The following is a 20,258-nucleotide window of genomic DNA, read 5'->3' as shown; positions in this document are numbered from 1 at the left end:
AAAATAGTGAATGGGGTCGGAAAGGGGGGCATACAGAAAGGGGCCGCAGGCCCCCCCCGGGGGGGTCGAGGCCGGTTTGCCAGGGCGCGCAGGGCCATGACCACAGCGTGGGTCGATGCCGCACCAGGGCAACTGGCGGCGCGGATCCGGCGCATATCAAACTGATTTTCAATTAGTGCGATGGTGCGCATTTTATCCAACGTTCTCAATCGCTTGCCTCATCCGTCCGAGTGTCGCCGTCCGATGCCTGCGCATCATCCTCGTTAAGCCTTTGATTTTGCTCAATTTGCAGACGCACATCAGCCGGACGCATCCGACGGTCCGAACGGGGCGTGACATCGCGCATCCTGCCGCCCTGGTCGGACTGCGACGGACCCTGCGCCATGACCACCTGCACGTTCTGGGTGACCGCCACGTCGGGCGCTGCCTTGGGCGTGCCGTAGGGCAGCAGGGCGTCAGCGGCGCGCAGCATCTGGACGTAGAGCTGGGAAAACATGGCCAGGCGCTGCTGGGGGCCGGGTGCAAGGATCTTGCCATCCTTGTCCTTGGCCTCCGCAAACGCCCAGGCAAGCACCTGCTCGGCCTGCATCATCGCCGTGATCAGGGCGGTGTCGCTGCTGGCAAGGCCCGCCATCTCGGCCAGCACATCCTCGGGCATGCGCATGCCCTTGGCCGCCAGATACTTGCGCATCTCGCTGCTGCCCTTGCCCGCAGCACCGGACGGACGGCCAGCCTTGCGCTCGATCGTGTCGACCGGCGGCGCACCGCGCTCATCCGGTAGGAACGAGATCTGCTGACCGGCCTGCCGCGCCTCGGCGATCCGCTCTGCAGCCTTCTGCGCCATGACTTCCATGGAATTCCGCGCCTTTGCCATCTCAAAAACCCCCTTTTTTATTGCTTTTCAGAGGGTTAGGCAGATCGCACCGCAGGCCTACAACGGTTCCTACAACGCTTTTGGCCTCCGTTGTAGGTCCCGTTGTAGGCTTTTTCTCAATCTTTCCAGATACTTGATATCTACCTACAACGGTACAACGGAGAAATAGAGATAGCCTCACATGCGCGCGCGCGCGCGTGCACACATGAGGCATATACCGCTTTTGCCGTTGTAGCGTTGTAGGGAGGTGGTAAGTGGCTGATCTGGTTGCAAAAAAGCCTACAACGGACCCTACAACGGTGACATTCTCAACCGTTGTAGCGTTGTAGCCCTGACCCGAAAACAGGTGCCCTGACCGCCCGAAAATACTGGCACACACAGGGGTGGGGGGGAAGGGCAAAGCGCAAAGAGGCGCGAAAAGGGTGCCTTGATGTCTCATGATCAGCGGAAGTCCTCGATCTCGTCCGACGGCCGCACATCGGGCTGTTGTGCGACGCGCTCACTTGGAAAGCTCATCATTCCCGGGATCGCCTTCAGCGGAATGATGTAACCACGGGTCTGAATACGGTTCAGGGTGCGGGGCTGATCGACAGCGACAGCACCAGGCACACGGGCTGCGGATTGCTTCCACACACCACCGGCCCAGTCGCTGCCATGGAACAGATCCTGGAGCCCCTGAATGGGCTTGTTGGCGATGAAAAGCGACGGCTCGCTGCCCTCGACATAGACGCGCATTCCGGCATTCCCAAGGTGCCTGTTGACCATCTTTCGATAGTCTTCCGCGTCCACGTAAGCCTCTGAAACAAGGCCCTTATCAGCACCGGGTAAGGCCGCGCCTGCGGCGACCCACTGGGCCACGGTAAAGCGCTGGCCGCGCCGGTAAACATCGAACTGCTGACCCATCAGATAAAGCAGCATCGCCTCGGCATCGTTGGCCGTATCCGGGCTCTCTGACGCGACCTGAAACGCCACCTTGCGGGCCAGCGGCTCCATTTCTTCGGGGGTGGCGATACGCTCCTGGCAGGCCATGTCAGCCATCGCCAGAACGGTGCCCCAGTTGTCCGCATCGCGGTTGGTGATGCCCTGCAGCTCCAGCGCATGACGCCAGGCACTCAGGCGAGCGTCCCACGTGCCCCAGCGCGCGATCAGATGCGCCTTCAGGCGCACGCCACGGGCGCGCCAGGTGCGCGGCTTCAGGTTCAGCTTGGCGATACCTCTGTCGAGCGGTTGCATATCCAGCTTGATCAGACGCTGCACATCCTGCGGCTTCATGATGCCGGGTATCAGGATCGAGGAGAACAGAAAGGCGGAATAGACCTTGCCCCCAACGCCGGTCTGATCCGCGCTGCCGCGAAACCACTGCCCTCCAGAGGCTGCGACACGCGCCAGGGTGATAAGGTCGCGTTCCTTGCTGGACCGCTCGTCGCCGGGCTCCAGCTCGTCCACCGCCACTGGCAGCGATGACTGGCCCAGCTGGCTGGTAATGCCACTCTTGGTGACATCGGTCGACTGCACCAGCCCGCCTTCGCCATGCAGCATGGAAATCAGCTTCTGGAATTCGGACTTGCCAGCGGATGCGGATGCGGTCAGCCAGAACACCGGACGCCAGTCCAGCGCCCCGCACAGCATCTGTGCCGCGATCATGCCCAGGGCAATCTGCGGGTGCAGATCCGGCACCGCCCAGTTCCAGCTCCGCAAGGTGTCAAGGATGTCCGGCGCGGGATCTTTTTCAGAGGCGCCCAGGTCGGGGTGCGGGATGGGCGATGCCGCAGGGTAGATATGCGGCCCGATGCGGCCGGGCTTCAGCTGCTCGCCCTTGTGCAGCACCGCATCGCCCATGTGATAGACCAGACCACCATCCTCGTCCTGCCAGGCGCCGACACCGCGCACGGCATTGTCCGGACTGAACACGCCGCATTCGCTGGCAGCCGCCCACATGGTCATGGCGGCGGTGGTCTGGTCGAACCGGTTCTTTTTCTTCTGCATGATGGGCGGGTCGCCCTTTTCCGCCGTGTTTTCCCACTGGGGAAAGTTGAAGCACAGCCGGGGCATGGCATGGCCAAACAGCCCCATGATGTTCTGGGCGTTGTGGTTGTCGATCGCCCTCAGCTGCCCCAGTGCATCGAGGTAATAGGCGAATTTGCCACGGACCCCCAAAGGCGTGACCGGACTGTCGTCAAACAGCTCGCCGCGCTTTCGCGAACGGCCGCCTCCCGCGCCATTTCCTTGATAGCTTGGCGCGTGCTCAGCCCCAGCTCCGCTTTGAACGCCTCGACCCTCATCGCCATTTCCGGATCCATCATTCCGCTCATCTGTCTTTCCTTCACTTTGGCCACCCGGTGCGGGCGGCGCGTTTTCCAGGGCATCGCGCAGATCGTCCTCGGTCGGGACCAGCTGCGGTCGGTAACTGGCGCGGCCCTGGTTCTCCAGCCAGCCGTCGTTTGTCGGGTATTCAGGTGTTGTCATTCTTTTGCGGCCTGCTCATTTGCCAGCTCGGCGACCCGTCTGATAAAGCGGCCGCGCGTTTCACTGTTGCCCCGGCCAAAGCTGGGCCGGTTCATTTCAAGACGGGTTCGGGATGCGGCGTCGCGCGCCAGGCGCAGGGCCGTGGCATGGAACTGGCGGTCCGCCTGCTCGGGCACCCTCGATGTGGTCACCGTGCCTAGATGGTCAAACAGGATCTCGCCCGAGATGCCAAATGCCAGAAAATGCAATCGAAACACCTGGTCATATTCAGCTCGAAAAATCATGCGGCCCCCTCGCTTCTGTGCTGCTGCGCCAGGCGCAGCGCGTCGTTCAGGTCCTTGCCACCCCAGACATTCTGGAACAGATGCACGGCACGTCCGGCCTTGCGGTGCCGTGCGATCGCCATGTCCAGCGCGTGGCGGGCGGTGTCGTTATCATCGAGGTCCGCAACCAGCGTCACACGCGTGACGTTGGGGGGCAGATCCACATAGCCGATGTTGGACAGGCTGACGGCCGCCAGCACGCGCAGCTGCGGGTGCAGCGTCACCACGCTCAGCGCGTCCTCGATGCCCTCGGTGATGAACACATGGCTGTCAGGCGGGCAGTTGGGCAGGCTGGCGGGCTTGCCACCACGCGGCCCCTGCCCGCGCCAGATGTTGATTGATGCGCCGGCATAATCGCCCAGCACCTTCTTGGACACGGGCAGATCCGCCTTTTGCCAGCGGCCCTGGTCATCGGTCGCCAGATAGGTGCGGTGCACCGCGACAAACTCATGACGGCGGTTGATCGCCGCGACCATCGCCGGAAACTTGCCCTCTGTCACCTCGCCCGTGTCCTGGTCGGTATGGCTGTAATAACAGGCCGGGTGAAACCGGATCACACCCGGCGCACGGCCAAGGCGCGCCAGATCGATGCCACGCGCATCGCGCAGATAGTGATCGACCGGCGTGCCCCGCAGCGTCGGTGTGGCTTCCAGCCAGATCCGCTGGGCGATGCCCGCGCGCTTGGCCTTGCGTTCGTCCTCGACTTTGGCCTGCGCCTCGCGCCGCGCCTTTGCTTCGGCCACCGCACGTTCGCGCTGGCGGCGCACATCCGGGCTTTCGGTCTCAAGCCCCAGAAACGTGCGCGCCTCGCGCAGCTGGTCGCGCGGATCCGACAGGCCAAGGCTCAGACCGATCAGGTCCAGCACATCGCCACAGGCACATTGCGCCCGGCTGCCCGCGCGGGGCCCCATCGCAAAATCGACCCAGCGCCCGGCTTCAGGCCCGCTCATCGTGATGCAGAAACTGCCCACACGGCGATCCGCGCGGCCCGGGTTCAACGTGAAATATTTGCCGAAATCGGTGTGGCTGCCCTCTGCCGGTGGGGCATACTGGGCAACCACGTCATGCAGCCGCGCCAGCAGCATGTCCTTGATCTGCTCGACCCCGTATGTCTGGCGGGGTGTCATGGGTCAGATGCCCATGAACCTGTCACGATTGGTGGCGAGATATTCAATCCCTGCTCTCAATCGTTCCAGAGCTTTATCGAGATAATCGAGAGATGAATTTGGCGCGTCAGAACAAGAGGAACCTGCACCCAACGTCGATGGTGCAGCACCAAAGGTCTGGTCAGCCTTGGTATCTAAATCGGCGTTGATCTCATCCAACCGCTCAACCAGTTCAAGAATTGATCTGGCGCGCCCTGCGATATAGCCATACGGCTCATTATCCGACTGGATATGTGATTTTTCGTTCATGTGACTTTCCTTCTTTTTCAGTCAGGTTCGGAAAAGCGTTTGCGCAGGACCATCACGAGGTCCTCTTGCGCCTTGATCGTCTTGGCAGGGCACAGGTCGTTCCAACGGTTCTTGCCAGCCTCACGCGTCACCTTCAGGGCGGCGACAGCTGCATCCAGTCCGTCACCGCGCAGCAGCATTTCGACCAGCTGCAGATCGGCGGATTTGGTCCAGGGCGCTGCATTGCCGATCGCGCGCAGATGGTGGCGCACGGCACGTTCTGTCGCACCCATCTGGATGCTAAGATCATCCTCGATCGGCAGATTGGTGGTTGTGGGTGATGGTGCATCGCCCGGCCATCGCACAGTGAGGGGCGTGCGCGTGGCGATCGCCTGTGCGATGCTGTCACTGACGCGATCGGGATCCGCTTTGCTGCGCTGTGGATTGGATTTTTTCAGGCGGAACAGTTTGTTCGCGACGGATTTTCGATCTCTGTTCAGCTGCTCTGCGATCTCTGCTGGGGGTGTGCCGCGCCAGCTCAGCCGCAGGGCAAACGCCTCTTCCTCTTTCGTCCACTCACCAGTTTTGACTTTTGGCTTTCGGGCGACAGGGGCAGGTTTGGCTGCCACGGGCTTCGGCGCGACAGGCGCAGGCTCCGGCGCAACGGTCTCGACCTCCGGCGCAACAGGCTCAGAAACCTTGATCGTCCCGACATCATCTTCAGTCGGGACGTCCGGCGGCGGCGGCGGCGGATAAATACCATCAGGCGCACTGGGCGTGACAATAGGCTTGGGTGGGAACAGACCTTCGGGCACAATGACGGTGAACTGCTGCGACCCACCGCCAGCCTCGGCGCTGAAATCAACACCACACGAAACCTGCACCAGACCGGGCAGCGTGATCACATCCGGATCCACCGACAGCACCAGCAAGCCATCCTCGTCCGTCAGATCGGGCGAAAACCCCGCCGTGGTCAGCGACTGCAGGCAATAGGCCAGCACATCCAGCGCGTGCATCTTGGCCTTCAGGATCTGACTGTCCTCGGCCAGCGTCTGGCGCAGATCGTCCAGGGCGCCAGTCATGCTGCCACCTCGGGCTGCATATGCGCCATGGACAGGCCCAGCCGCCATTCGGCGAACCGTTCCACCGCGGCGCTGGCTTCCAGCAACACGCGGGCGCGCTGATGGTTGTAGACGCCAGGCTTGATCAGGATCACCACCTGGCGCGCAACCGCTGCCAGCTTGGCCACATTCGGATTGGCGCTTTCGCTCTGCCCCCAGGCGCGGGTCAGCGCGTGCAGGATCAGTTCTTCGCGATCAGGGTCCGCGATGCGGCAGCTCGTCAGGGCAATCAACGCATAAAACATGCTGTGATCCGCCGGGGTCATCGGAATATCGCAGTCAGCCATAAATATCCTTTCTGTCCGCATCTGGCGGCACCGGTTGGTTCAAAAGCTGGATGTAATCGCCCATCTGATCCGCCAGACGGATCAGGCGCTGGCGGTCACCCGGGTGATTGCGGATCTGGCGTGCCCAGCCCTCGATGGCGCGGCGCAACGGTGCTGTGTCCTCCAGCTGCTCTGCGGCCTGTGCTTCCAGCCGCGCCAGATCCCGGGGATCCAGCCGGTCGCCTTTAAGCGAACAGGCGACAGCAAAGGCTGCGAATTTGACCGCTGTCTGCTCACGCGACATGGCCCCCGCTCCGGCGCAAAGATCGATCCAGGCATGGGGTGGCGTTCATGGCGGCCACCACCCCACGCGGATCACGGCCATGGCGCTGGACCCGGCATTGGGTCAGCAGCCAGCGCACAACAGCCGGATGAAAATAAGAAAGGCCGGACGATCGGGAGGAGGAGAAACGCCCGGCCAGGTGCGCAGGCAAGGGTGTGGACAAGACACCCGAGGCAGCCTGCGGGGATTTCCACGGTCGGAAGGATCCGTGGAAACTCATTCTGCGGCGACCGGCATGTTGCCAGACCTCGCACGATCAGCAGGCTTCTGCGGCATCGCTGCCAGCAGCTGCTCGATCTCTTCTTCGGGCGCGCCCCAGATCAGATGATCCGCGGTCAGCGGGATGTCATGGGCAGCTGCATGGGCGAGAAGTGCGCGGTTTGCTCGCGGGGTCAGATCCCCGGCATCGCGATACTGCGACTCCCGCCGCCAGCCATATGCTGCTTTCGCCTGCAGCCCGGCAATGGGGCCAAGTGTTTCAACCGGCCCGATAAGCCGCTCACATACTTGAACTGGTGTTAGGTGCCTACTCATAACGCCAGATCTAGAACCAAGTTCCCTCTTAGCGCAATACTTATTTAGTGTTTTTCACTCTGTATTTAGTAGTTCACAGTGCCCACCTTGCACCCATGGATGACAAGTGGTTCAAACAACAACAAAAAAAGGTGGATGTGACCGCCGATCAGATCGCGGCAAAGCTTGGCCGCGACAGGTCAGTTGTGTCCCGCATCTACGTTGGCCGACAGCGTATGTCACTGGACCAGGCCAAAGTATTTGCAGAAGTATTGCAGGCTCCGCTTGATCAGGTACTTGAAAAGGCGGGTATTCTGGAAAGCAGGGAAACCCATCAGCTCGTTCCCGGCTTTTCCGATGGCGATGCCTCCCCGTTTCTTGAGAAACCGGGAAGGCCGGGGGACCTGTCCAGCACCTTGCGCTGTGCTGTCGCGTTTGGCGGCGGTCGCCCCGGTGTCGACGTCTGGAAAGTGACATCCTCGGCGCTGATCCTCGATGGATACAAGCTCGGTGATTTTATCCTGGTCGATACGCACCAGTCAGAGCGCACGAGCGCAGGTGACATTGTCATCGCCCAGCAGTACAACAACCGCTCAGGAGGCGCGACAACATTGCTGCGGCGACTGGAACCTCCTGTGCTCGTCTCTGCAACAACAGATCCTGACATGCAGCGCGTCGTCATTGTTGACGGCAGTAACGTGGTCATAAGGGGCAAAGTTGTTGCAAGCTGGCGTTCTTAAAAAGCCAGAAGAGACAAGGGTTTATCGCCTCTTGCAAAAGCAGTCTTTTGACAAGTGGCACCAGCGCGGGTTTATCTTTGCGCTCATCTCTCCCGCCATTCCACTCTATCCAATCTGGGGGCCGCTAACGTCGACCATAGGGCAAGAAGGCGCCATGATCATTGGCATGGCGGCACAATTTTCAGCGCTTTTTTTTCTGCCGTATCCACTTGCCGAAATGGCCAGCCGCAAGGAAATGCAGCGATTGATGAGGGATACACCAACGCTTTTTGAAGAGGCGGAGGTTCCGGCGTCTCCGCCGCCAGAGGACAAGGTCTGGACAGCAGGATGCAATTTCGAGATCCGCAAATCCGGCCTTACCGGGAAAACTACGGTGTGCCGTTTCGACCCGCCGGGGCTCATATCGCTGGATCACAGCGAAGCTCGCCACCTCGGCAAGATCCGGATTACTGTTCTGGTCGGTTACGAATACGAAACGGATCAGCATCGTGCCGCCGCCGTTGAACGTGCTGGGCATGTGTTCGCTCTGGCAAAATTTGGCTACCAACCGGCGCAGGATCTGCTGGAATGCAGCCCCGAAGTGGTGGCAGATCGTATCGTTAAAGAGGCGCGTGAGCACAAATTCACGCGGCCTTGGAATCACTAAGTTAGTGTATTTCACTAATTGGGTATTGACAGTTTGCGGTAGGCACCCCTAACTTCTGTGTAGATTTCACACACAGGAGCTTTCACCGTGTCCCTCGCACGCCAAAATCCCAAAACCATCCCCTTTGCCCATGGCGGTCCGATCACAGACCAAATTCTTGACAGCTTTATCACCGCCGCTACCAAGGCGCAGACAGCCGAACACCTCGATGACGCCGAGGCGGCGCTGATCATCTGCCTTGCCGCGCCGATCGCGCAGGAACTGCTGCAGCGCCGCCGTGCCATGGCGCTGATCTCTGACGTGGTCGATCTCGACAACGTCGTGTTCCTGCCTGCGGGCTGATCCAATGGCCCAGCAGATCCTGCACGACACGGCACTGGACGACTTTCAGCGCGTCATGGCGCAATTCGTCCAGGCAGACCGCAGGCCCTGCCTGCCGGACACGCGTGCGCTGATGACGCGCAAGCTCACCCCGGATGAACTGCTGGGCTTTATCTACGCGCTCGACTGCATGCGCACCTGGGCCGCCCAAATCGATGCAGGTGCTGTCAGGCTCAGCGCAAATCCGGCTGACGGCGAACATCTCAGCCCACAAGCCATTGCCCATGACCGCGCGCATTTTGCGGGCTGTCTCGCCGAGGCCATGCAGCTCGGCTTTCTCCGCTGATTTCCCCCGGGGTCGCCCGCGGTGCTGCCTTCCTCACGGCACCGGCCCATAACCCACAGCCCCGTCCGCAGGCGCATGACGGGGCTGATAACAGGATCACCAACATGGAGCTTTTGAATTGGTTTTTCGGCCATCCAGGCGCGCTATGGCTTTCAGCGATGACCCTCCTGTGTCTGGCCTTGGGCGTGGTTTTCTTGCGCGCCGTCTATCTCGTTGAGCGATTTGGAACACGCAACGGCTGGCCAATGTTCAAAGAACCGCGCCTCAAGCCACACCCTGAAACACAGGATGATTTCACCACCGCTGCAATCGCGGCCCGTTACCGCATGGAAAGGATGGGAAAATGACCTTCATCACCGCTGAACAGGTGGCTGAACTGACCGGCTTTGACAGTGGCACCGCCTTTCTGGCGGCGCGCACGCGGCTGGAGGACAGCAAACGCTTTCCCCCGCCGATGCCCACCTGCCTGCGCCCGCTGAAATGGCGCGCCGATGCCATCACGGCATGGGTTTTGGAACAGGGCGTGGCCCCCTCTGGCCTGCCCAGCATCCTGCCCCACAACGTTTACCTCATCGAAGAGGCGCGCCGCGCATGAACGATAAATCCGACAATATGGGACCCGGCGCTGGCTTGGGCTATATTCTGATCGCTGCCATCTTCCTTCTGGGATTGGGATTTGGCGTCATGACACGCGGCACTGACTGGTCCAGTACGGTTGCGGTGTTGCTCACTCTGTTTTCACTCGGCTTCGTTTTCGGTTCGCTGAAATGACACCCCGCCAGCCCATCCCAAATCCACCGCGCTGGCTGCGTCAGCGCCAGCGCACCGATGGCAGCTGGCGGATCTGGTGGGAACCCAATGCCAAGGCGCGCCAGGGCGGCTTTACCCCTGTCGAACTTGACCCAAAGCGTCTGACCTGGTCGGTGCGCGAAGCCACCCGCCTGAACGGCGATGTGGACAGCGTCGGATCAAAGGGGGCGCGCCAGGTCTCTGGTGGGCGCACGGTCGACGCACTGATCGCGCAATATCAGGCATCGAGCCGCTTCACGAAAAAGTCGGCCGCGACCCGCAAGGGCTACAGCGCCGACATGAAGCTGATTGCCGAAAAGTGGGGCAGCCGCGCGATCGGCGAATTCACCCGCCCCGTGATCTACACCTGGTACGAAACGCTTGCCGCCTCGCGCGGGCAGACCTACGCCGTCAACATCATCCGCGCGTTTTCCGTGCTGTTCACCTACGCCGAACTGCTGGGCTGGCGGTCTGAAAACTCCAACCCCTGCTTTCGCCTGGGCATGACGCCGACGGAACCGCGCCACCGCTCTGCCAGCTGGGATGAATTCGATCTGCTGGTGCGCACAGCCGACGATCTGGGCATGCCCGCCATGGCCTGCGCCATCGTGTTGGCCGTGCTGCAGGCGCCCCGCCAGAATGATATCATCCATGCCCGCCTCGATGCCTTCCGGCCCGTCACCATGGCCCTGCCGGGTGAGGATGCGGCGCGTGACGTTTGGATCTGGGAAATGATCCGGTCGAAGAAAAAGAATTACGGCGTGATGCCACTGCATGATGAGGTGCTGCCGCGTGTGCGGGCCGTGCAGGACCGCGCTTTCGAGGGTCAGATCTATCTGTTGCATGACGACGCGACCGGCCTGCCCTATTCCGGCGATCTGTTCCGCAAACGCTGGGCCACGATCCGCGCGACGGCCGCCAGCCGCATGCCCAAACTCAGGACCCTGCAATTTCGCGATCTGCGCCGCACGTTCGGTGTGATGTCCCGTGCCGGCGGTGCTGACCGTGCCGACGTGGGTGACGTCCTGGGCAACTCGGCCGCGATCAATCCTCAGCTCGGCGAAACTTACATGCCCCCCTCGTTCCACACGGCCGCACGTGCGGTGGGCTCTATCCAGCGGCCGGTCGCGAAGAAAGGCAAACAGGCATGAGAGACGAAAAATGCACGGCGCTGATCAAGGATTTGGTTTCGCGCACTCAGGACAACATGCGGGTCGGAAAAGGTGACGTGACAACCTTGTTGGTCATCGAGCTGAGCAATGAGGGGCCAATCCGTGTGAAAACAATCGGATGTAATTGCCCGAAATGCGTGGATCAGCTGCTTTTCACTTTTGCAGAAATCTCTTCTGACCTTACCCGTCCCGGCCAATCGGCACGGGCGGAGCAGATCCATTGATCCGGGTCGATGCGCGCGGATCCGGCAGCAGCTGGCAACCGATGATCAATGGCAAGCCGGTCGACACCCCGCGCTGCAGCTATGATCAGGCGATGGTGGTGGCGGAACGGCTGGCATTGGCAGAACGCACCAAGCCCCGCAACTGCATGGCTTGCGGCAAAAGCTTCCTCAGCACTGGGCCGGGTCATCGCCTGTGCAACATCCACAGGAGTGAGGGCTGATGCGCTACGGTGCCGCAAACAGGATGGGCAGGGCTATCGCGACCAGCGTAAGGCCCACGGTGATCCATTCTGACAGCTTCCGCGCCCTGGTCTTTTCGGGAAGCTGCACCATCAGCGCGGCACAGGAAAAAACAGCTGTCCATAGGGTAACGACCAGCCATACATCCCAGCGCTGCAGCGTGCGGTCTGTAAAAATCAACGTAGTACCGGGGACGGCCGTCACCGCGGAGAACAACGCCACCTTATGCCATTTGATCGTCAAAGCCTTGCCTCCTGCGATTGTCTGCACAACCAAAAGCATCAAAACCACAACCAAAATTAGCAAAAACACAACCAAAGGTAGCAAAGCCAAAACCCGAGGTAAAGTCGACGGAGACAGCAAATGCAACAAAAAGTCACAAAGGGCCAACCGATGAAGTGCTTTGTGTCTGCGCTCATCGGGGCCTTGCTGGCCCTAATGATCATGCCTACTTCGCATTATACCCAGCGGCAGGACGTTTGCAGCATGCCGCCGATGTTTGAAAGCTGGGAAGATATGGAAAGGATGGGTCAGTGACCGATCAAATGAAATACCCCGACAAGATCGATGTCGTCGGGCGCATGGCAAAGACAGGCCGATCCCCTCTTGACCGCGAATTTCGGGGGGAAGCGAGAGTGTACCACCCCGGGCGCTTGGCTGGCGAGATTTATGTGAATGGCGCACAGGCCAAAGAGATCTATGACCGCGACCAGGCAAAGATCGCATCCTTGCGTGCAAAGCTGAACAGACTGCAGCGCCTCTATGACGACACGGCCAGCCACATGCTTTCGGGCATCAAAGTTCCCGAGCTGGACCAAGTGGAGCCCGAGATCTCAAAAGGGGACAGCGATGCTGGATGAAACCCCACACAAGTATTTCACTACGTCACGGACCAATGCTCGGCCGCACAAAGAAGGCGGCAAAATCGCGGTTCATTTTGCCGAAGCCCCAAAGCGCAACCCTGAGACCGGGCTCACGTCCTATTCGATGATCTGGCCGGGCTTGCTGGTCGTGGATGGCATCACAGATCCAGAAGGTTTTGCGCAGACCGTCGCCGACATTCTGAACGAAAACGCGCACCGCTTTTTCGACAGCGCTAAGCCAAAGACATAAAGGACTGACCCGATGACCCAGACAACATATGCCCACTGCAGCCGAGACGGACTGATCAGCTTTTCAGCCCGCCAAAACCACCCTGGCTTGATTTGCATCGGATCTGGCGGCGCAGCCTTCCGTAACCTTGTGGACATCCGGGCACGTCATGCAAAGGACAGCGACGCGCTGATCGTGCCCGGCGTTCCGGAAGCTGCTAGCGATGCCGACGCCCTCGAATGTGTAGCCTACTTTACCGACTGGCTAGCGGGCATGACGCCTGCAGATCTGTCGAAAAAATACGACGCAGAGGGCATCATGGCCCGCGCCTTGGCGCAGATCACATAGGATAGGTGCCGGGCGATGGACAGTTCCAACAAAAAAGATGAGCGCGCACCTGGTCTGCCTGACCAACCCTTTTCTGCGTACTGCCGCACATGCTGGGAAATCATGTACGGCTTGTGGTTTTCCAGCGAAGAGCACCACGGCGTTTGCCCGAATGGTTCAGAATGCCCCCGCAAACCTACCCTTCAGAAAATGCAGTAAAGGAGCCAGACAGATGGCAAAATTAGCAGATATTACAATCCACCACCAACGCGGTGGCGCGGAATTCATTCATAAATTTCCATGCTATGTTGGCTCTGATGGCATCTTTACTGTCCTGACAGAAGGATATGATGCAGAACTACGCGCCTTTGTAAAAACTCGGAAAGATATCGAGTGTGATCAAGACCGACAGAAACGCTGGCGCATTGCTGCAAACAATTTGAAGGTTCTTCAGGAAGCTCTTTCGGCCTTTGGTGAAGAGATGTTGGAGGGCAAAAAGGAGACGCGACTTTTGATATTGTTCGACCCTCGCTTACGAGGAACCTTGACCCGTAGTGCCAATAGCGAGTTGTCGCCCCATGATTGGGAAGACACGACAAACCGTGTGATGTTGAGCGGTGGCCAATTTTCAAGCAGTCATGAACAGATCGAGGCGCGTCCTGAAATCGCTCTTGTTCGAGTGACGCGTACTATCACCAAAAGCGGCACAGAAGCCTATTCGACCAATCAGATCTACCGGCGCCAGGCAATCAAAGATCCTGAAGTCGGTGAAGCGGGCGCTCTACTGGTACGATGGACGCCATGCCATGTTGGGCCTGACGCCTGGCGGCAAATCAAGACACGGGTGATCCCTTATTCCGAAGCTAAGGCAGCGCAGATTAACATGCTGATGGAGCGCTTGGCCGGGACTGCATATGACCTCGCGAACTTTCGGGATGAGGATCACGGACCGCTTTTCAGCAGTGCAGAAAACAACTGAGAAAACCGTTCATAATGCTCCGGTTTGGTCATAAATTTACGCTCCGTCCGAGGCCGTCCGACTCGGACGCATTCGGACGCTCGGACGGACAGCGGGGCGATATTTGGAAAATCTTTTATTTTCAGTGGTTTAGTGGTGCCCCCACACGGACTCGAACCGCGGACCTACTGATTACAAATCAGTTGCTCTACCAGCTGAGCTATAGGGGCACTTGCGGCGCAGCAATACTCAGACAGGCCACGGCGTGCAAGAGGATTTTTTACCGGTTTGCACGCGCCAGCAATCCAACCGCGCAGAGCCCCACCAGGATCACCAGAAGTGCGGGCGGTGCCGCGCCTGCGATGTTTTCCAGGCTCGCCTGTTCATGCACCCGCGTCGCCAGCGTGTCAAAGTTGAAGGGCCGCAGCAACAGCGTCGCGGGCAGCTCCTTGACGCAGTCCACAAAGACCAGCAGCAGCGCCGAGGCGATCGACGCGCGGATCAGCGGGTAATAGACCGCGCCCAGCACCTGACCCTGCGTGCGCCCAAGCGAGCGCGCAGCTAGGGCGAGGTTGGGGGAAACCCGCCCCATCGCCGCATCTGCCGCGCCCTGCGCAATGGCAAAAAAGCGCACACAATAGGCCAGCACCAGCGCAAAGGCCGACCCGGTCAGCAGCAGACCGATGTCCCAGCCGGTGACGCCCTCGACAAAATCCGCCAGCACGTGGTCCAGCCCCGCAAGCGGGATAAGGATGCCGATGCCCAGCACCGCCCCCGGTGCCGCATAGCCGATGGTCGTGACCGGCAGCAGCAGGCGCGGAATCCGGCGCCCCGACAGGCGCACGCCGTAGACGAGGAAGATCCCGCCCGCCACCGTGACCACCGCCGCGATGCCGCCCACCATCAGCGTGTTGCCCATGGCGGCAATCAGCGCCGGATCGTTCCAGCGCGCCGCGGAATCCAGCGCATGGCTCAGCAGAACCCCGGAGGGCAGCACAAAGCCGAACAGAAACGGCAGCGCACAAAGCAGCATCGCCACAAGACCGGCCAGACCACGCAGGCGCCGGCGCGGCACGGGGCGGTGACGGGACGACAGGTTAAAGAACTGCATCCGACGGCGGCTCGATTTTTCAAGGCTCACCAGCAGGATCACCAAGACCAGCACCACACAGGCGATCTGTGCCGCCCCCCCGGCATTGCCGCTTTGCAGCCAGACGCTGAAAATGCCGGTGGTCAGGGTCTGCACCGCGAAATAATCCACCGCGCCGAAATCATTCACCGTCTCCATCATCACGATGGCCACACCCGCCGCAATCGCCGGGCGCGCCAAGGGCAGACCGACGCGAAAGAACCGCCCCAGCGCCCCTGCCCCCAGCGACTGCGCCACTTCCTCGGCGCTGCCGGACTGTTCGCGAAATGCGGCCCGGGCCAGCAGATAGACATAGGGGTAAAGTGCGGCCCCCAGCACCAGCACCGCCGCCCCCATGGAGCGGATCTGCGGAAACCAGTAATCGCGCGCAGAGCTCCAGCCGAACAGCTCGCGCAGGGCGGTCTGCACCGGCCCGGCATATTCGAGGAAATCGACCAAGGCATACGCGCCCATATAAGCGGGAATCGCCAGCGGCAGCAGCAGCAGCCATTCCAGCCAGCGCCGCCCCACAAAGTCGTAGCGGCAGACCATCCAGGCCGTCCCTGTGCCGACCACCGCGGCCAATGTCCCGGTCAAAGACATGAGGATGCCAGTGTTTTTCATGTAGCGCGGCAGCGTGGTCGAAATCAGATGCGGCCAGATGTTGTCGGAGGGAAACAGGGCGATCCAGACCACCGCCAGAATCGGCCCCACGACAATCGCCGCGATCAGCACCGCGCCCAGCGACCAGGGGCTGGGCCAGAACCGCGACAGGCGGCGGGCTGTGGCCAAGGGCCTTGCCGGAGGGGTTGGCCGGGAGCCTGATGGGCGGCTGGCCGGGGTATCGGTCACGGACATGGGCGAACGGGCTCCGATGGAAAAGCAAAGTCACAGGCGTGGCAGGCTTATAGGCCAGTGGTCCGGCAACCAAAACCCCCCTGCGACCCGGCGCATCCCGCACACCCGGGCGTCTTGCACGCTGCCCTGCAGGGGGCGCTGCCCCCGTCGTCTGTCGACGACTCCCCCGGGATATTTACAGACAGGTGAAAACGGGGCAGTTTTGCGGCGGAGCGTGCCCTTGGCAGGCGGGTTCGCGTCGGTGGGCCTTGCCAATGGATCTGAGGCGGCCATAGTTCCGGGTCATGAAACCTGGCCTCTCAAAACCCCGCGATATTGCCTCTCTGAAATCCCGTCTGGCGTCGGTCAGGCTCAAGGGGGCAGAAACCTCTGTGACCGCGCGGGCCCGCAAGCTGCTGCTTGTCTATCTTGAGGCGGCAGAGGGGCATGGCATGCCGTTTCAGGATCTGGTGCGCGAGATGCGCAGCGGCTTGCCGGCGGTTCGCATTGCCGGGATGGCGTTGCAGCAGATTGCAGACAGGCCCGACGGGCCGCTTGCCTCAGCCGCCTGTGCGGCGGGCTGTGCCTTTTGCTGCATCCTGTCGGGACAGGATGGCGGCACGGTTTCAGAGGCAGAGGCGCGCCAGATGCACGGCGCATTGGCGCCACTGGCGGGCAAACCTGACGGGCGCGACTGGCATCCACGCGCCTGCGCCGCACTTGACCCGCTCACACGGACCTGCCGCGCCTATGACGCGCGCCCACTGATCTGCCGGACCTATATCTCGACCGACGTGGCGGCCTGCGCAAAGATTGCCGAAGGCATCCCCGCCGCCGGGGCCGGTGTGGTGGGCGCACAGGGGCTGATGCTGGCCGCAGTGTCGCTGAGCCGCGCGGCGCTGGACGGGGTCAGCCAGGTGGCGAGTTACAGCCTTGCGCGCATCACCGCAGGGGCGAGCCGGGGCGAAGATCTGGCCAGCTGCCTGCGCGCCGCCCGCCAGCCGCCCCGCGCGCTGGAAGACGAGCGGCGGCGGTTCGGCGGCTGACCTCAGTCCCCCCGCGCAGATCCGGACTATCCCGATGGGAGCCATACCAAAACCATACGGTTTCCATACGCCTTCCATACCAGAGATTCAGGCGCTTTTCAGGCCTCAGACCATGCCAAGCGCTTGCTTGTACATCTCCATTACCGCTTCTTCTTCGGCGATATCGTCGGGTTCGCGCTTGCGCAGGGCGATGACCTTGCGAATGACCTTGGTGTCGTAACCCCGACCCTTTGCTTCGGCCATGACCTCTTTCTGCTGGTCGGCGATGTCTTTCTTTTCCTGATCAAGCCGTTCAATACGCTCGATAAACTGGCGCAATTCGTCTGCGGTTATGCGATAGGTCGCGTCTGCCTGCTCGTCACTCATCTGCTCACTCCTGGCGGGTTTTGCACTCGATAACCCGCACCACCCGCCCCATCAAGGGGTTGCGGCAGGCTCGGCAATGAATTACCGCGCGCAGACGTAACGGGATGAAAGGCCGCCTCATGGATAGTCTGATCTGGGCAGGAACCGCGCTTTCGGTGGTTGGTCTTGCTGGTCTTGTCTGGTGCATATTCAAAGTGGCCCGCGCGCGCCGGGCCGGATTGTCCGATGATGCACTGCGTGCCGCCGTGCAACGTGTGCTGCCTTACAATTTTGGCGCGCTTGGCCTGTCGGTCATCGGGCTGATGATGGTCATCACCGGGATCTTCCTCGGGTAAGACCCTGACCGACACACCCCATGCACCGGTCAGGGACCGGTTGCAATGTTCGGGAGCTGCGTCGGTTGGGCCAGTACCAGATCAGATCGGCATATTGTCAAACGCGTCTTCGGCGTCCTCATCTTCGCGCAGCTCTGTCCCACGCACGGACCGGCCGCGCGGCAGGGACGTCCCCAGATCCAGCGTCAGCACAAGCTGGCGCAACCGGGTCACCATCTCCTGTCGCATGTCTGCGTCAACTTCGGAAATATCGCTTTCAAGCGCATCAATCCGGCGCTTCAGGGTCTGTCTGGTCATGAGGTCTCCTCCCTCTGGCTTGGCAGTCATGCAGCGATGGAACCCGCAGTTCCATGTCCCATGTCAGGGCATCCGAAGGGCCACGAAAACTGCGGATCGCGCGCAGTCCCAAAGCCGTTCGGCAGTCCGTCCAGCGGCCCCTCCTCCTCAGGCGACGCGCGCATAGCGTGTGTTCGAGTTTGCGCCAGCGTGGCGAGTCGATCAAGACTTTCGTCGCTGTTGGCGCCCAGAAAGTGCGGCCCCGCGCAAGTTGCCCAACTAGGCATCACACGCGGTGCGGAATCCACTTGAAACATATTCAAATTGCTGTATGTGTTAACAAGATCTCAGAGGAACCTCCATGAAACCAGATGTCACAAGCTTTTTCGACGAAGCGACAAACACGGTATCCTATGTCGTCAAAGACCCAAAGGGCAGCGCCTGCGCGATCATCGACTCTGTTCTGGACTTTGATCATGCCTCGGGACGCACAGACACACGATCCGCCGACGACATCATCGCCCATGTCCGCGAACACAACCTTGACGTGCACTGGCTGCTGGAAACCCATGTCCATGCCGACCATCTGTCCGCCGCGCCCTACATTCAGCAAAAGGTTGGCGGCAAGATCGGCATCGGCGAACGCATCACCGTGGTGCAGGACACCTTTGGCAAGGTCTTCAACGAAGGTACGGAATTCCAGCGCGACGGCTCGCAATTCGATGCCCTGTTCAAGGATGGCGACATCTTTGATATCGGTCAGCTGCGCGGCGATACCCTGCACACTCCGGGCCACACCCCGGCCTGTCTGACCTATGTCATCGGTGATGCAGCCTTTGTGGGCGATACGCTGTTCATGCCGGATTTCGGCACGGCGCGCTGTGACTTCCCCGGCGGGTCCTCGGAAATGCTCTATAATTCGGTGCAAAAGATCCTGTCACTGCCGCAAGACACCCGGATCTTTGTCTGCCATGACTACAAGGCCCCCGGGCGTGATGACTATGCCTGGGAAACCACGGTCGCGGCTGAAAAGGCGCAGAACGTGCATATAGGTGCAGGGCGCAGCAAGGATGACTTTGTCGCCATGCGCGATGCCCGCGACGCGCAGCTCGGTATGCCCAAGCTGATCATTCCCTCGCTGCAGGTGAACATGCGCGCCGGCCACATGCCGCCCGCCGATGAGCAGGGCAATGTCTTTCTCAAGGTACCGATCAACAGACTGTAAACCTGCGGGTTTTGCGAGGAGCAAGAATGGAGACGGATTGGATCCACGGCCTGCTGGGCGGGCTGATGATCGGCGCCGGCGGGGCGGTCTATCTGCTGGCCAACGGGCGGATCATGGGCGCCAGCGGCATCATCGGCGGGCTGATCGACGGATCGGGCCGTGACACCGCGGCAGAGCGGCTCAGCTTTCTGGCGGGCGTGATCGCCCTGCCCCTGCTGCTGACCCTGGCCTTTGGTGGGGTTGCGACCCATGTCACCGGCAATCTGGCGGTGCTGGTCGTGGCCGGGATGCTGGTCGGTGTCGGCACGCGTCTGGCCAACGGCTGTACCTCGGGTCACGGGGTCTGTGGCATTTCGCGGCTCAGCCTGCGGGGCATCGTCGCCACCTGTTTCTACATCGGCGCGGGTGGCATCACCGTGGCGCTGTTCCGCCATCTGCTGGGAATCATCTGACATGCGCACCCTTTTTGCCCTGCTTGCGGGCAGCCTGTTCGGCGCGGGCCTGCATATTTCCGGCATGACCGACACGGCCAAGGTTCAGGGCTGGCTGGATGTGTTCGGGGACTGGGACCCCACACTGGCCTTTGTCATGGGCGGCGCGATCCTGCCCATGGCCCTGGCCTGGCAGCTGACCCGCCTGCGCCGGACACCGCTGGTCGGCGGATCCTTCCCCCCCCGACCCGATCCGCGCCTCGGGCGCAATCTGGTCATCGGCTCCGTGCTCTTCGGCGCCGGCTGGGGGCTTGCCGGTCTCTGCCCCGGCCCTGCTGTTGCGTCGATCAGCTATGGCGGGCCCGGTGTTGTTGTCTTTATGCTGGCGATGCTGGCCGGGATGGCACTGGCCCCACGCACACGGTCCTATCTGGACAGAGCAATTGCAGCGGAGTAGT

The 20,258-nt window shown here is 61.1% G+C and carries 32 protein-coding genes and 1 tRNA gene; 19 read left to right on the top strand and 14 right to left on the bottom strand.

Annotated elements, in window-relative coordinates:
• Nucleotides 1-205: 205 nt before the first annotated feature.
• From P775_RS07960 to P775_RS07920, 9 genes are all read right to left on the bottom strand, one after another.
• Nucleotides 206-874: a hypothetical protein gene (locus P775_RS07960; protein ID WP_099910480.1), complete on the bottom strand. Its 669-nt coding sequence runs from the start codon at nt 872-874 to the stop codon at nt 206-208.
• Between the two features lie 441 nt (nt 875-1,315).
• Nucleotides 1,316-3,340: a hypothetical protein gene (locus P775_RS07955; RefSeq protein ID WP_099910479.1), complete on the bottom strand. Its 2,025-nt coding sequence runs from the start codon at nt 3,338-3,340 to the stop codon at nt 1,316-1,318.
• Complete coding sequence (locus P775_RS07950) at nt 3,337-3,624, bottom strand: hypothetical protein (RefSeq protein ID WP_099910478.1); 288 nt, start codon at nt 3,622-3,624, stop codon at nt 3,337-3,339. Before P775_RS07950 ends, P775_RS07955 begins: the two co-directional genes overlap by 4 nt.
• Nucleotides 3,621-4,790 carry a DUF7146 domain-containing protein gene (locus P775_RS07945; protein WP_099910477.1) on the bottom strand — a complete coding sequence of 390 codons (1,170 nt, stop codon included), beginning with the start codon at nt 4,788-4,790 and terminating at the stop codon, nt 3,621-3,623. Before P775_RS07945 ends, P775_RS07950 begins: the two co-directional genes overlap by 4 nt.
• A gap of 3 nt (nt 4,791-4,793) precedes the next feature.
• Complete coding sequence (locus tag P775_RS07940; RefSeq protein WP_099910476.1) at nt 4,794-5,078, bottom strand: hypothetical protein; 285 nt, start codon at nt 5,076-5,078, stop codon at nt 4,794-4,796.
• A gap of 17 nt (nt 5,079-5,095) precedes the next feature.
• A complete protein-coding gene (locus P775_RS07935) occupies nt 5,096-6,139 on the bottom strand; it encodes a hypothetical protein (RefSeq protein WP_099910475.1) in 1,044 nt (347 codons plus the stop codon).
• Nucleotides 6,136-6,465, bottom strand: coding sequence for a hypothetical protein (locus P775_RS07930; RefSeq protein ID WP_099910474.1), 330 nt, complete (start codon nt 6,463-6,465; stop codon nt 6,136-6,138). The genes P775_RS07935 and P775_RS07930 overlap by 4 nt, the downstream gene beginning before the upstream one ends.
• Nucleotides 6,458-6,748: a hypothetical protein gene (locus P775_RS07925; RefSeq protein ID WP_099910473.1), complete on the bottom strand. Its 291-nt coding sequence runs from the start codon at nt 6,746-6,748 to the stop codon at nt 6,458-6,460. The genes P775_RS07930 and P775_RS07925 overlap by 8 nt, the downstream gene beginning before the upstream one ends.
• A gap of 255 nt (nt 6,749-7,003) precedes the next feature.
• Nucleotides 7,004-7,321: a hypothetical protein gene (locus P775_RS07920; RefSeq protein WP_099910472.1), complete on the bottom strand. Its 318-nt coding sequence runs from the start codon at nt 7,319-7,321 to the stop codon at nt 7,004-7,006.
• Nucleotides 7,322-7,416: 95 nt separating this feature from the next.
• On the opposite strand from P775_RS07920, the gene P775_RS07915 reads away from it, so the two are divergent.
• The 10 genes from P775_RS07915 (at nt 7,417) to P775_RS07870 (ending at nt 11,759) form a co-directional block, all read left to right on the top strand.
• Nucleotides 7,417-8,040 (top strand): helix-turn-helix transcriptional regulator, encoded by a 624-nt coding sequence (locus P775_RS07915; protein ID WP_099910471.1) that lies wholly within the window; start codon nt 7,417-7,419, stop codon nt 8,038-8,040.
• A complete protein-coding gene (locus P775_RS07910) occupies nt 8,018-8,686 on the top strand; it encodes a hypothetical protein (protein ID WP_143520843.1) in 669 nt (222 codons plus the stop codon). Before P775_RS07915 ends, P775_RS07910 begins: the two co-directional genes overlap by 23 nt.
• Nucleotides 8,687-8,773: 87 nt before the next feature.
• A complete protein-coding gene (locus P775_RS07905; RefSeq protein ID WP_099910469.1) occupies nt 8,774-9,028 on the top strand; it encodes a hypothetical protein in 255 nt (84 codons plus the stop codon).
• Between the two features lie 4 nt (nt 9,029-9,032).
• Nucleotides 9,033-9,353 carry a hypothetical protein gene (locus P775_RS07900; RefSeq protein WP_099910468.1) on the top strand — a complete coding sequence of 107 codons (321 nt, stop codon included), beginning with the start codon at nt 9,033-9,035 and terminating at the stop codon, nt 9,351-9,353.
• A 104-nt stretch (nt 9,354-9,457) separates the two neighbouring features.
• On the top strand, nt 9,458-9,700 hold the full coding sequence (locus P775_RS07895) for a hypothetical protein (protein WP_099910467.1): 243 nt from the start codon (nt 9,458-9,460) through the stop codon (nt 9,698-9,700).
• Nucleotides 9,697-9,948, top strand: coding sequence for a helix-turn-helix transcriptional regulator (locus tag P775_RS07890; protein WP_099910466.1), 252 nt, complete (start codon nt 9,697-9,699; stop codon nt 9,946-9,948). The genes P775_RS07895 and P775_RS07890 overlap by 4 nt, the downstream gene beginning before the upstream one ends.
• Nucleotides 9,945-10,124 (top strand): hypothetical protein, encoded by a 180-nt coding sequence (locus P775_RS07885; RefSeq protein ID WP_099910465.1) that lies wholly within the window; start codon nt 9,945-9,947, stop codon nt 10,122-10,124. The genes P775_RS07890 and P775_RS07885 overlap by 4 nt, the downstream gene beginning before the upstream one ends.
• A complete protein-coding gene (locus P775_RS07880; RefSeq protein ID WP_099910464.1) occupies nt 10,121-11,293 on the top strand; it encodes a site-specific integrase in 1,173 nt (390 codons plus the stop codon). Before P775_RS07885 ends, P775_RS07880 begins: the two co-directional genes overlap by 4 nt.
• A complete protein-coding gene (locus tag P775_RS07875; protein WP_099910463.1) occupies nt 11,290-11,538 on the top strand; it encodes a hypothetical protein in 249 nt (82 codons plus the stop codon). The genes P775_RS07880 and P775_RS07875 overlap by 4 nt, the downstream gene beginning before the upstream one ends.
• Nucleotides 11,535-11,759: a hypothetical protein gene (locus P775_RS07870; protein ID WP_099910462.1), complete on the top strand. Its 225-nt coding sequence runs from the start codon at nt 11,535-11,537 to the stop codon at nt 11,757-11,759. The genes P775_RS07875 and P775_RS07870 overlap by 4 nt, the downstream gene beginning before the upstream one ends.
• Nucleotides 11,760-11,763: 4 nt before the next feature.
• On the opposite strand, the gene P775_RS27525 is transcribed toward P775_RS07870, so the two are convergent.
• Nucleotides 11,764-12,168 (bottom strand): hypothetical protein, encoded by a 405-nt coding sequence (locus P775_RS27525; protein WP_143520842.1) that lies wholly within the window; start codon nt 12,166-12,168, stop codon nt 11,764-11,766.
• 143 nt (nt 12,169-12,311) lie between these two features.
• Here P775_RS27525 and P775_RS07860 point away from each other — a divergent pair, with 143 nt between their 5' ends.
• The 4 genes from P775_RS07860 (at nt 12,312) to P775_RS07845 (ending at nt 14,176) form a co-directional block, all read left to right on the top strand.
• Complete coding sequence (locus P775_RS07860; RefSeq protein ID WP_099910460.1) at nt 12,312-12,638, top strand: hypothetical protein; 327 nt, start codon at nt 12,312-12,314, stop codon at nt 12,636-12,638.
• The gene (locus P775_RS07855) at nt 12,628-12,891 is read left to right on the top strand and encodes a hypothetical protein (protein WP_099910459.1); all 264 of its coding nucleotides are present in this window, start codon (nt 12,628-12,630) and stop codon (nt 12,889-12,891) included. Before P775_RS07860 ends, P775_RS07855 begins: the two co-directional genes overlap by 11 nt.
• 12 nt (nt 12,892-12,903) lie before the next feature.
• Nucleotides 12,904-13,218, top strand: coding sequence for a hypothetical protein (locus P775_RS07850; protein ID WP_099910458.1), 315 nt, complete (start codon nt 12,904-12,906; stop codon nt 13,216-13,218).
• A gap of 211 nt (nt 13,219-13,429) precedes the next feature.
• Entirely contained in the window at nt 13,430-14,176 is a 747-nt protein-coding gene (locus P775_RS07845) for a hypothetical protein (RefSeq protein WP_099910457.1), read from the top strand.
• Between the two features lie 133 nt (nt 14,177-14,309).
• On the opposite strand, the gene P775_RS07840 is transcribed toward P775_RS07845, so the two are convergent.
• Together P775_RS07840 and P775_RS07835 are read right to left on the bottom strand one after the other, a co-directional pair.
• Nucleotides 14,310-14,385 (bottom strand) — tRNA-Thr (locus P775_RS07840).
• 50 nt (nt 14,386-14,435) lie between these two features.
• Entirely contained in the window at nt 14,436-16,142 is a 1,707-nt protein-coding gene (locus P775_RS07835; protein WP_099910456.1) for an ABC transporter permease, read from the bottom strand.
• Between the two features lie 284 nt (nt 16,143-16,426).
• Between P775_RS07835 and P775_RS07830 the strand changes: the two genes are divergently transcribed.
• Nucleotides 16,427-17,167, top strand: coding sequence for a YkgJ family cysteine cluster protein (locus P775_RS07830; RefSeq protein WP_099910455.1), 741 nt, complete (start codon nt 16,427-16,429; stop codon nt 17,165-17,167).
• 105 nt (nt 17,168-17,272) lie between these two features.
• Here P775_RS07830 and P775_RS07825 read toward each other — a convergent pair whose 3' ends face one another.
• Nucleotides 17,273-17,533 carry a DUF2312 domain-containing protein gene (locus tag P775_RS07825; RefSeq protein WP_099910454.1) on the bottom strand — a complete coding sequence of 87 codons (261 nt, stop codon included), beginning with the start codon at nt 17,531-17,533 and terminating at the stop codon, nt 17,273-17,275.
• 119 nt (nt 17,534-17,652) lie between these two features.
• On the opposite strand from P775_RS07825, the gene P775_RS07820 reads away from it, so the two are divergent.
• On the top strand, nt 17,653-17,868 hold the full coding sequence (locus tag P775_RS07820; RefSeq protein WP_180287372.1) for a hypothetical protein: 216 nt from the start codon (nt 17,653-17,655) through the stop codon (nt 17,866-17,868).
• Nucleotides 17,869-17,949: 81 nt separating this feature from the next.
• Here P775_RS07820 and P775_RS07815 read toward each other — a convergent pair whose 3' ends face one another.
• Nucleotides 17,950-18,165, bottom strand: coding sequence for a hypothetical protein (locus P775_RS07815; RefSeq protein ID WP_099910452.1), 216 nt, complete (start codon nt 18,163-18,165; stop codon nt 17,950-17,952).
• A 340-nt stretch (nt 18,166-18,505) separates the two neighbouring features.
• On the opposite strand from P775_RS07815, the gene P775_RS07810 reads away from it, so the two are divergent.
• From P775_RS07810 to P775_RS07800, 3 genes are read left to right on the top strand one after another with little or no spacing between them, the layout of a single operon-like run.
• Complete coding sequence (locus P775_RS07810; protein WP_099910451.1) at nt 18,506-19,369, top strand: MBL fold metallo-hydrolase; 864 nt, start codon at nt 18,506-18,508, stop codon at nt 19,367-19,369.
• Between the two features lie 26 nt (nt 19,370-19,395).
• Nucleotides 19,396-19,821 carry a YeeE/YedE family protein gene (locus P775_RS07805; protein WP_099910450.1) on the top strand — a complete coding sequence of 142 codons (426 nt, stop codon included), beginning with the start codon at nt 19,396-19,398 and terminating at the stop codon, nt 19,819-19,821.
• Between the two features lies 1 nt (nt 19,822).
• Nucleotides 19,823-20,257, top strand: coding sequence for a DUF6691 family protein (locus tag P775_RS07800; RefSeq protein WP_099910449.1), 435 nt, complete (start codon nt 19,823-19,825; stop codon nt 20,255-20,257).
• Nucleotide 20,258 lies beyond the last annotated feature (1 nt).

The organism is Puniceibacterium antarcticum, from assembly GCF_002760615.1.
Classification (GTDB): Bacteria; Pseudomonadota; Alphaproteobacteria; order Rhodobacterales; family Rhodobacteraceae; genus Puniceibacterium; species Puniceibacterium antarcticum.
Note: the sequence above shows the minus strand (reverse complement) of the source record. Positions and strands in the feature narration are given on the sequence as shown.